10 protein-coding genes are annotated in these 9,403 nt (G+C 60.3%); 9 read left to right on the forward strand and 1 reads right to left on the reverse strand.

Annotation, left to right across the window (positions count from 1 at the left end; genetic code table 11):
• The first annotated feature begins 90 nt into the window (after nt 1-90).
• The 4 genes from ADG881_RS11615 (at nt 91) to ADG881_RS11630 (ending at nt 3,842) form a co-directional block, all read left to right on the forward strand.
• On the forward strand, nt 91-1,068 hold the full coding sequence (locus ADG881_RS11615; protein ID WP_007148973.1) for a calcium/sodium antiporter: 978 nt from the start codon (nt 91-93) through the stop codon (nt 1,066-1,068).
• Between the two features lie 80 nt (nt 1,069-1,148).
• Nucleotides 1,149-2,264 (forward strand): AI-2E family transporter, encoded by a 1,116-nt coding sequence (locus ADG881_RS11620; protein ID WP_007149841.1) that lies wholly within the window; start codon nt 1,149-1,151, stop codon nt 2,262-2,264.
• 2 nt (nt 2,265-2,266) lie between these two features.
• Entirely contained in the window at nt 2,267-3,019 is a 753-nt protein-coding gene (locus ADG881_RS11625; RefSeq protein ID WP_007149680.1) for a hypothetical protein, read from the forward strand.
• Nucleotides 3,020-3,128: 109 nt separating this feature from the next.
• Nucleotides 3,129-3,842: a DUF4397 domain-containing protein gene (locus tag ADG881_RS11630; RefSeq protein ID WP_083787481.1), complete on the forward strand. Its 714-nt coding sequence runs from the start codon at nt 3,129-3,131 to the stop codon at nt 3,840-3,842.
• 131 nt (nt 3,843-3,973) lie between these two features.
• Here the strand turns inward: ADG881_RS11630 and ADG881_RS11635 are convergent, their stop codons facing one another.
• On the reverse strand, nt 3,974-4,921 hold the full coding sequence (locus ADG881_RS11635; RefSeq protein ID WP_007150990.1) for a pirin family protein: 948 nt from the start codon (nt 4,919-4,921) through the stop codon (nt 3,974-3,976).
• 97 nt (nt 4,922-5,018) lie between these two features.
• Between ADG881_RS11635 and ADG881_RS11640 the strand changes: the two genes are divergently transcribed.
• The 5 genes from ADG881_RS11640 to ADG881_RS11660 all read left to right on the forward strand — a co-directional run bounded on the left by ADG881_RS11640 (nt 5,019) and on the right by ADG881_RS11660 (nt 9,362).
• Nucleotides 5,019-5,405 carry an OsmC family protein gene (locus ADG881_RS11640; RefSeq protein ID WP_007149540.1) on the forward strand — a complete coding sequence of 129 codons (387 nt, stop codon included), beginning with the start codon at nt 5,019-5,021 and terminating at the stop codon, nt 5,403-5,405.
• A gap of 62 nt (nt 5,406-5,467) precedes the next feature.
• Nucleotides 5,468-5,752 carry a pyrimidine/purine nucleoside phosphorylase gene (locus ADG881_RS11645; RefSeq protein ID WP_007150934.1) on the forward strand — a complete coding sequence of 95 codons (285 nt, stop codon included), beginning with the start codon at nt 5,468-5,470 and terminating at the stop codon, nt 5,750-5,752.
• Nucleotides 5,753-5,817: 65 nt separating this feature from the next.
• The gene (locus ADG881_RS11650; protein ID WP_039926670.1) at nt 5,818-6,720 is read left to right on the forward strand and encodes an alpha/beta fold hydrolase; all 903 of its coding nucleotides are present in this window, start codon (nt 5,818-5,820) and stop codon (nt 6,718-6,720) included.
• A 135-nt stretch (nt 6,721-6,855) separates the two neighbouring features.
• The gene (locus ADG881_RS11655; RefSeq protein WP_007151069.1) at nt 6,856-7,938 is read left to right on the forward strand and encodes a hypothetical protein; all 1,083 of its coding nucleotides are present in this window, start codon (nt 6,856-6,858) and stop codon (nt 7,936-7,938) included.
• 152 nt (nt 7,939-8,090) lie between these two features.
• A complete protein-coding gene (locus tag ADG881_RS11660) occupies nt 8,091-9,362 on the forward strand; it encodes an MATE family efflux transporter (protein WP_007150904.1) in 1,272 nt (423 codons plus the stop codon).
• Nucleotides 9,363-9,403 lie beyond the last annotated feature (41 nt).

Genomic DNA, 9,403 nt, shown 5'->3' on the forward strand with positions numbered 1-9,403 from the left:
GCCTCCTTCCTCTCTGCCACAATGTGCCCGCCTGACATTATTGACCATCCCAAATTGAACACCTCACATTGATGATCCCAAGGAGTGCCGATGTTGCTGGCCATTGCCGCCGTGATTGGCGGGCTGATACTGCTGGTATGGAGTGCGGACAAGTTCGTTGAAGGGGCCGCGGGCACCGCCGCCCACGCCGGCATGCCGCCGTTGTTGATCGGCATGCTGATTGTCGGCTTTGGCACCTCGGCACCGGAGATGGTGGTGTCGGCGCTGGCGGCGCTGGAAGGCAACCCGTCGCTGGCGCTGGGGAATGCCTACGGTTCCAACATTTCCAACATCGCCCTGATTCTCGGGGTGGTGGCGGTGATGAGTCCGATTCTGGTGAACTCCGCCATTCTCAAGAAAGAACTGCCGATTCTCACTCTGATCACCTTGCTGGCGGGCTACCAGCTTATCGACGGGCACATTTCCCGCATGGACGCCTGGATATTGATTGGCGTGCTGGCGGTGCTGATGGGCTGGTCCATTTATGCGGCCATGACCGGCAAGGGGGACGTGCTGGCCGGGGAAGTGGAAACGGACCTGGCAGAACATCCGCTGCCGCTGAAGCAATCCCTGTTCTGGCTGGTCGTGGGCCTGATCCTGCTGGTGGTCAGCTCCCGGGCGCTGGTCTGGGGGGCGGTGCTGATTGCCCAGTCTCTGGGGGTCAGTGACCTGATCATCGGCCTCACCATTGTCGCCATCGGCACCTCCCTGCCGGAGCTGGCTTCCAGCATTGCGGCGGTGCGCAAGGGTGAGCACGATATTGCCTTTGGTAACGTGCTAGGCTCGAATTTGTTTAACACCCTGGCGGTGGTCGGTATCGCTGGCGCTATCAAGCCCATGTCGGTGGATGCGGGGGTCCTGCAGCGTGACTGGTCCCTGATGATGGGGCTGACGCTGGTGTTGTTCGTCATGGGTTTTGGCCTGTGGGGGCGCAAAGGGCAAATTACCCGGAACAACGGCATCGCCTTGCTGGTGGTTTATGTGGCGTACATGGCCTATCTGGGGTCGACTATGCTGACGGGGGGCTGATCCCCGCCGGCGTAAGCAGTGGCCGACACTGATGCTAATAGCATGACACCTAATGACGAAAGACAAGGAAGCGGCAGGGTATGCGGGATACGGGAATATCGGAAAAACTGGAGCAGCGCGCTTTTCTGTTCTCCCTGGTGGCGGTCAGCGCCGTCTTTGCCCTGCTGATTCAGCCTTTCTTCGCGCCCATTTTCTGGGCCTGCGCCATTAGCGTTATTTTCTATCCTTTCCACAAAAGGTTGCTGGCCCGCTGGCCGCAACGGCGCAACCTGGTGGCGTTGTTCACCTTGCTACTGTGCGTGGTGTTAGTCGTTATCCCGGTGCTGGCGGTGGCCACGTCGTTCGTATCCGAAGGCGTTGGCTTGTTCCAGAAAGTGCAAAGCGGGGAAATTGATCTGGCCAGCTATGTGGACAAGATCAAGCATGCCTTTCCGGGTGTGCAGTCGCTGGCAGAGCGCTTTGATGTAGACCTGGAGAAAATCAAGGAACAGGCGGTCAAGGCATTCACCGGGGCGGGCCAGTTCCTCGCCAAGCGGGCGCTTGCGGTGGGGCAGAACACCTTCCAGTTTTTCCTCAATCTGGGCCTGATGCTGTACCTGGCGTTTTTCCTGATCCGCGATGGCGACTCCATGGTGGCCATGCTGATTCGCGCCCTGCCGTTAGGGGATGAGCGTGAAAAGTTGCTGTTTGCCAAGTTTGCCGAAGTCACCCGCGCCACCATTAAGGGTAACCTGCTGGTAGCGATTACCCAGGGCGCGCTGGGTGGCCTGATCTTCTGGTGGCTGGGCATTCCCGGAGCCTTGCTGTGGGGCGTGGTGATGGCCGTGCTGTCGTTGATTCCGGCGGTGGGTGCGGGCCTGATCTGGTTTCCCGTGGCGCTGTACCTCTACGCCGTGGGGGACATGAAGGAAGCGACGATCCTGATTCTGTTCGGGGTGTTCGTCATCGGTCTGGTGGATAATCTGCTGCGCCCGATTCTGGTGGGTCGCGATACCAAGCTGCCCGACTATGTGGTGTTGTTTTCCACCCTGGGCGGGCTGGCCATGTTCGGCATTACTGGCTTTGCCGTGGGGCCGTTGCTGGCGGCGCTTTTCGTGGCATTCTGGGGTATCTTTATCCGTGAATTTAACGAGGAAGGTGTCGCTGCATTGCCGGTTGAAAGCGAGCCGGATGAGACCCCTTCCGGGAGTGCGTAACGATGATTTTTCTACGATTGGTGCTGGCGGCCTCCGTGGCCGGGTTATCCGCCTTTGGTTGTGACGAAGACGAGGATGTTTTCTCCAACGACAGCGCCCAGCTGTACTTCCATAACCAGCTCACCCAGGTGGGCGGCGGCAGCGAAGACGATATTACCGTGGACCTGTTCGTGGATAATCAGACCACTGCGGTGGAAAGTGGTGTGGATTACACCACCCGGGGCAGCGTGAGTTCCAACAGCCTGGAGCTGGACGATGACAGTGAGTCCGTGGCGTTCGATGCCCGCGGGGTCAGTTCTGGCAGCACTCTGGTTAACGGCCCGATCAACCGGACACTGACCGGGGGCAACCGCTACACGGTGGTTTTGATGGGCGATACCACCCTGGATAACCGCCAGCTGAAAACGTTCAGCCACCAGAAAATGGATGTGGGCAGCGGGCAGATCCGGGTGCGTTTTATCAACACACTGTCACGCCTGTCTGGCGATGAGCTGAGCGTCACCGCCAGTGGTAGCGCCCCCGGTGGCCAGGCGTTGGTCAGCGGGCTGGAATATGCCGACGGCAGCAGCTACGTGTCTCTGAGTGCCGGCAGCAACCTGGCGGTGACCGTCAACAACGAAACCCAGGGCGTGATCATCGATGATGTGAGCTGCAGCGTCAGCAGCGGCCGCAGCTACGACGCCATTATTGCGTACACGGAATTCGACAGCGACGACGACCAGATTTCCCTGTATTGCCAGCCGTTCAGTAACTGAGCGGCGGGAACTTCTCACTACGAAAAACCTCTGAACTGCCAACCAATACCAAAAAACGGGGCATCGGTATGATTACGATGCCCCTTTCGCGTTTGCCTCGGGAGGATCTATGCGAATGATCGGAATGCTGGCGGTAGCCAGCGCAGTAGTCTTGTCCGGCTGTGGCGGTGCCGATGATGACGTGGAAGATTTGCTGCGTGCACCAGCCAGTCTCTATTTCCACAATCAGCTGACGGATTTTACCGCTCCGGATGCAGCAAGTATTCGTGTGGATGTGGTCACCAATAAGGCCTCAGACCCGCTGTTTGAAGATGTGGGGTATTCCACCGATGAACAAGGCGGGATGAACCTGAAACTGGATGCCGATAACGAAACCGTCAATTTTCAGCCACGCAGAAGCACTGTGGATTTACCGGATAAAGACATATCGCTGGCAGCGGGTGGGAATTACACCCTCGTCTTGATGGGGGATTTGGCAGACAGCTCTCCGCTACTGAACGCTTTCCGTCAAGAGACGCCTTCTGTGATGGCATCAAACGTTGGGGTGCGCTTTATTCATGCCATGAGTCAGCAGGCAGGCATTGCTTTCTCTATCGGCACAATTCCAGATCTGCAGTATGGCAAAGCCACAGCTTATTTTTCGGATACCCCCAATGGTAGCAGCCGTCTGGAAGTGGAAGTGAAAGATGCTGCGGATGACAGCCTGATTGCGACGGTGTCTTGTCCGGTTCAGGCAGGCAAGGTTTACGATGCCATCATTACTCACAAAGGGTTTGCTGATCCCGACATGGCGATGTTCTGCCAGCAGGTTGAAGGCAGTTAATTGATTGTGTAAGTCGGCTTAGGGCGTAGCCGTAAGCCGACAACCCACCTTGCTATTTGCCTCATCGCTGAATGTCGGATTACGCCTTTCAGGCTAATTCGACCTACCGGGGAGGGCGATCTACCCCGCGCTTATTTCAATCGCACCGACGGATCCAGTGTAGGCGCCGTCAACGGTGCGCCCTGGTAAGCGGAGACCTCGCCAAAGCGATCGTTGGGCCATTGTTGCCAGTCGCTCACCGCCTGATTCAGCCGCTCTTGGTCCCGCCCGACAAAATTCCACCACAACAGTACCGGCTGCCCCAGCGGCTCGCCGCCCAGCAGCATGATGCGGCTGCCGGCGGAGAGAGTGAGAATCAGGGTGTCGCGGCCCTGGCCCAGATAGTAGAGCTCGCCGGTCTTCAGGGTTTCCCCTTCCAGTTCAGCATGGCCTTCATTGATACACAGCCCCAGCTCAAAATCGGCAGGGACGGGCAAGGTCAGCCGACAGGCTTGTGTGGCCACAATATCGGCGCCCACCAGTGGCGAGAAAACCGTCGCAGGAGAGCGGTGGCCGGCCAGCTCTCCCACCACCAGAGTGATCTCGGCGCCATCCTGTTGCCACTGGGGCAAGTCGGTGTGGTGGGCAAAGGCCGGCGGAGTGTCCTCATACTCGGCGGGCAACGCGATCCAAAATTGCAGGCCGTGCATGGGGCCGCTGAATCCTGGCGGGCTTTCCTCGGAATGGCAGATGCCATGGCCGGCGGTCATCAGATTCAGTTGGCCGGGGGCGATAACCTGCTCATAACCCAGGCTGTCCTTGTGCAGCAGTGCGCCTTCGAACAACCAGGTCACGGTTTGTAGCCCGATGTGCGGGTGGGTGCCCACATCGACCGCGTTATCGGTGGTCAGGTCGGTGGGGCCGATATGGTCGAGAAAACACCAGGGACCAATCAGCCGTTGCGAGCGGCTGGGCAAATGCCGAATGATTGGCAGGCCACTGCCGAGGATGCTTTTGCGCGAATCCACGGGCTTAAGGGTAGGCTGGCTGGCAAGGTTGGGGCATTCCACCGTTTCGCCGCTGGCGTGGGTATTGCTCATGGCTGTCTCCGTGGCATAGTCCAAGTGCGGGGTGTCACTGCGCTTCGAGTATGGAACGCGGTGACAACAATGGAAAGCAAGGGAAAGGACACGCCTCATGGCCACAGTCAGCCTTCACAGCCATCATCATTATGCCCAGCAAATCAACGTACGCCAGCATCGACTCAACGCGGATGAAGGCGCGGCAATGGGGGGCGAAGACAGCGGCCCCAACCCTTATGAACTATTGCTGTCCGGGCTCGGTGCCTGTACCTCGATTACCTTGCGCATGTATGCCGAGCGCAAAGGCTGGGAGCTGGGCGATATTGATGTTCGTCTGGATTTTTACCGGGATGAAGAGGGCGGCGAGCATATCGACCGTACCCTGGTCTGCAGCGCACCCCTCAGCGATGAGCAGCGGCAGCGCTTGCTGGAAATCGCCGCCAAAACGCCGGTGACCAAAACGGTTCGGCAGGGCGTTGCCATTACCAGCATGTGGAAATAAGCGGCGATTTGCCCCGGCTTTTGGCATACTCGCGCCTCCATTGAATCAGCGGAGTCCCTTGTATGTTCAAGGTCAACGAATACTTCGATGCCAAGGTGGCATCCATTGCCTTTCAAACCGAGTCCAAGCCGGCCACCGTGGGTGTGATGGCGCCGGGGGATTATGAATTCGGCACCAGTGAGTACGAAACCATGACTGTGACCAGCGGGGCCCTGACAGTAAAGCTGCCGGGCAGTGCCGACTGGCAGACGTTTGCTGCCGGTGAGACTTTCGAGATTGAGGCTAACCAGAAATTTCAGGTAAAAGTGGCCATCGATACGGCCTATCTTTGCCTGTACGGCGAATAATTCGATCGGTCAGTAGAAGAATAAGAGCGCCTGTCAAAACAGGCGCCAACACCAGGGGGAGCCTGATGCCATTATTTCCTGCCAGGGATGGCGCCACGCTACGCGTGCGTTTGCTGGGCCGTGGTCAGCCGGTGCTGATGCTGCATGGCCTGGGAATGCAGGGGCGTGACTGGCTTCCCTTCGTGTTCCCCTTTCTGCGCCGTTTCCAGTTTGTGATTCCCGATTTGCGCGGTGCTGGCGGTTCCGCTGCGGCCCGTTTCAACCAGGCGGACGTGTTCCACAATCACATGCAGGACATGGAAGATCTGGTTCACCATTTCGGCCTGCGGGATTTCCCGTTGGTGGGTTATTCCCTGGGGGCGACCACGAGCCTGCATTGGCATGCTCATGGGGATTTTTCCCCGGTAAAACGCTACCTGCACATTGATCAGTCGCCCTGCACGGATAACAAGGCGGACTGGCCCCACGGGCTGTTCGGGGAACGGCAGGGGCATTTCTACGCCCAGTTGCGCGAGTTGCTGGCCCTGCTGGACGGTGCGCCGGACCAGGGCCGCATTGCCAGCCTGGCGCCGGGATTGCGCGCGGCCATCCTGCTGAGACTGACAGATATCCTCGGTCAGATCGCCGGGCGCCGGGGGCTGCATTCCGCCTTCAGCGCCACGGCCCGTTGGTCGTCGCTGTGGGCGCGGGTGTTGCCGGTGACGGAACTGGCGGATATCCGTGCGTACCTGAATGCCTACCTGTTTGGTGCCCATGACTACCGGCCCTCGGCGGCCGGTTTTGGTGTGCCGGCCACGGTGATTACCGGCGCCCGCTCACCACTGTATCCCGCCGAGGGGCAGGCCGAGTTTGCCCGGTTGATCGGTGCCCGCCACGTTGTTCTGCCCAGATCGGGGCATGTGCCGCTGATGAGCCAGCCATTGGCGTTTACCCGCGCACTGGGTGACTTTCTGGCCGACACAGAGTGATAGCCTGACCCTTTTGCGTGTCGCGTGCGGCTTGGTGCGTGCTGCTTCTCTTTTCTGATAGTGGAATGTTATTTCGCTCTGCCTGCATTTCTCGCTAGCATACGAACCCTTCTGGAGCGGATTCGGAGAGATCGGGTGGTCGCCATTCATACCTCAGCCCCTGCGCTGACCTTGCGCGCGGGCAGTGATGCCATCGCGCATTTACGTGAGCATGGCCTGCGGGCCGCCGACGTGGACATCGTTCCCGGGGCGGCTGGTGGCCCCAAGGCGCTGGGCATCAACGGCCTGGATCAGGCGGTGTTCGGCGACTTCCTGCCGGCGGCGCCACGCCCGCGTACCTTGATTGGCGCCTCCATCGGCAGCTGGCGCTTTGCAGCCATCACCATGGGCGATGATGCGCGCAGTGGCCTGTCCCGGCTGGCCGACCTCTACACCCGGCAGCGTTTTCCCAAGGGGATAACGGCGAAAGACGTCAGCCATCGCTGCGAGCAGATGTTGTCGGAGCTGCTGCAGGATCGCGATCAGCGAGTTCTGCACAATCCGGATTATCGCCTGGTGATCGTGGTGATTCGCAGCCGCGGGCTGATGGCCCGTCGCGGTGGTCTCGGCCTGGGGCTCGGGCTGGCGGGGTTGATCGGTACCAATCTGCTCAGTCGCCGTGCCACGGGGTTATTTATGGAGCGTGGGTTGGTCTATCCGGCAGGGGACGATTTGCCGATGGGCCCGCTCAATGATTTCACCACCCACCATGTGGATTTGCAGGCAGACAATCTGCGCGCCGCGTTGTTGGCCAGTGCCGCCATTCCCATGGTGCTCGATGGCGTGACCACCCTGCCCGGTGCGCCGGATGGTGTGTATCGCGATGGCGGTATGCTCGACTATCACCTGGACCTGCCGTACCAGAGTGACGGCATCGTGCTGTACCCGCACTTCACCGACCGGGTGATTCCCGGCTGGTTCGACAAACCCTTGCGCTGGCGCAACGGTGATCCTCAGCGCTTGCGACGCCTGTTGCTGGTGTCCCCATCCCGGGAGTATCTGGCGAGCCTGCCCCACGGCAAGCTGCCCGACCGCACGGACTTCAAACATTACCTGGGCGATGATGCCGGCCGTGAGGCGTATTGGCGCAAGGCGGTAACCGAAAGCCAGCGGCTGGGAGATGAATTTCTGGAGCTGGTGGAAACCGGCAAACTGGTGGACCGCCTGCAGCCGCTGTAAAGATCCTCTCCCGTAGGAACGCCGCTCCTGCGGGGGAACGTGTTACTCTCGCCACGTTTCCCTCCATGCCTCCATGACCCGGATCGCCCGTGACTGAATCCAGCCCCTCAACAATGACTCTTGTCCGCCAGCTATGGCAGCAGACCTGGCCTATGGCCATGGGCGTGATGTCCCTGCTGGGCTTTTATCTGGTCGACAGTATCTTCGTGGCCCGGTTGGGTACGGCACCGCTGGCGGCCCAGTCGTTCACTTTTCCATTGGCATTTCTGGTCATCGGTGTGCAGGTGGGTATCGGCATTGCCATTGCCGCGCTGATCTCCCGGGCCATCGGTGCCGGCCAGCAGGAGCAGGCCAACCGGCTGGGGGCGCTAGTGCTGGTCGGCGGTGGTGTGCTGCAGGGTGTGCTGGTGCTGGTGCTGTGGTTGATCCAGGAGCCTGCCTTTGCGTTGCTCGGCGCCAGTGAAGAGATTCGCGCCATGATCCGGCCCTTCTGGGCCTTGCAGGTGCCGGCCATGTGGGTCGGTGGGGTGGTGTACTTCGGCTACAGCCTGTTCCGTGCCCACGGCAACACGCGTTTTCCCGGCATGATGATGGTGCTCACCAGCCTGCTGAATCTGCTGTTCGATCCGATTCTGATTTTTGGTATCGGCGATTGGCAGGGGTTTGGTTTACCCGGTGCGGCGCTGGCGACCTTGCTGGCGTTTTCCATCGGTGGCGTGATTGTGGCCCTGTCTCTGCGGGGCAAAGGCTGGGTGCAACGCACCGGCATGCTGGTGCAGATGCGTGCCTCGGCCTGGCCGTTCGCGCAGATCGCCGGCCCGGCCATGATCAGCCAGCTGATGCCGCCGCTGGCGGCCATGGTGGCCACGGCGCTGGTGGCCCGCTCCGGTGACCAGGCGGTGGCCGCCTGGGGCATGGCCAGCCGTCTGGAGAGTTTTTCCATCGTGCTGGTGCTGGGCATGACCATGGCGCTGCCGCCCTGGTTGGGGCGTTGTTATGGCGCTAACGATTGGGCGACCGTGCGGCGGCTGATGCAGGTGGCAACAGGCATGGTGGTTGCCTGGCAGGTGCTGCTGGGGCTGGTGATGGCGTTGCTGGCGGCGCCGCTGGCCAGCGTGCTGGTCGACACCCCGGCGGTGCAGGCCTACCTGACCGTGCTGATTCGCTGGATGCCGCCCAGCTATGGCTTTCTGGGCGTCTGCATGTTGGTGGTGTCCGCCAGCAATGCGCTGGGCTGGCCCATGCGCGCCATGCTGATCTCCTTCCTGCGCCTGTTCCTGTGCTACCTGCCGTTGTTGTGGCTGGGCTTCGAGCTGGGCGGCTTTGGTGGCTTTGCCCTGGGCGCGGCATTTGGCAATGTGCTGGCCGGGATCATGGCGTGGGGTTTCTATCAGCAGGCGCTGGGAAAGGCCGTTAATAGTTAATAATGAATAATTAATAGTTGCGCGCTTACTCGCCGGGATTT

It is taken from the genome of Alcanivorax sp. DG881 (genome assembly GCF_000155615.1).
In the GTDB taxonomy this organism is placed as follows: domain Bacteria; phylum Pseudomonadota; class Gammaproteobacteria; order Pseudomonadales; family Alcanivoracaceae; genus Alcanivorax.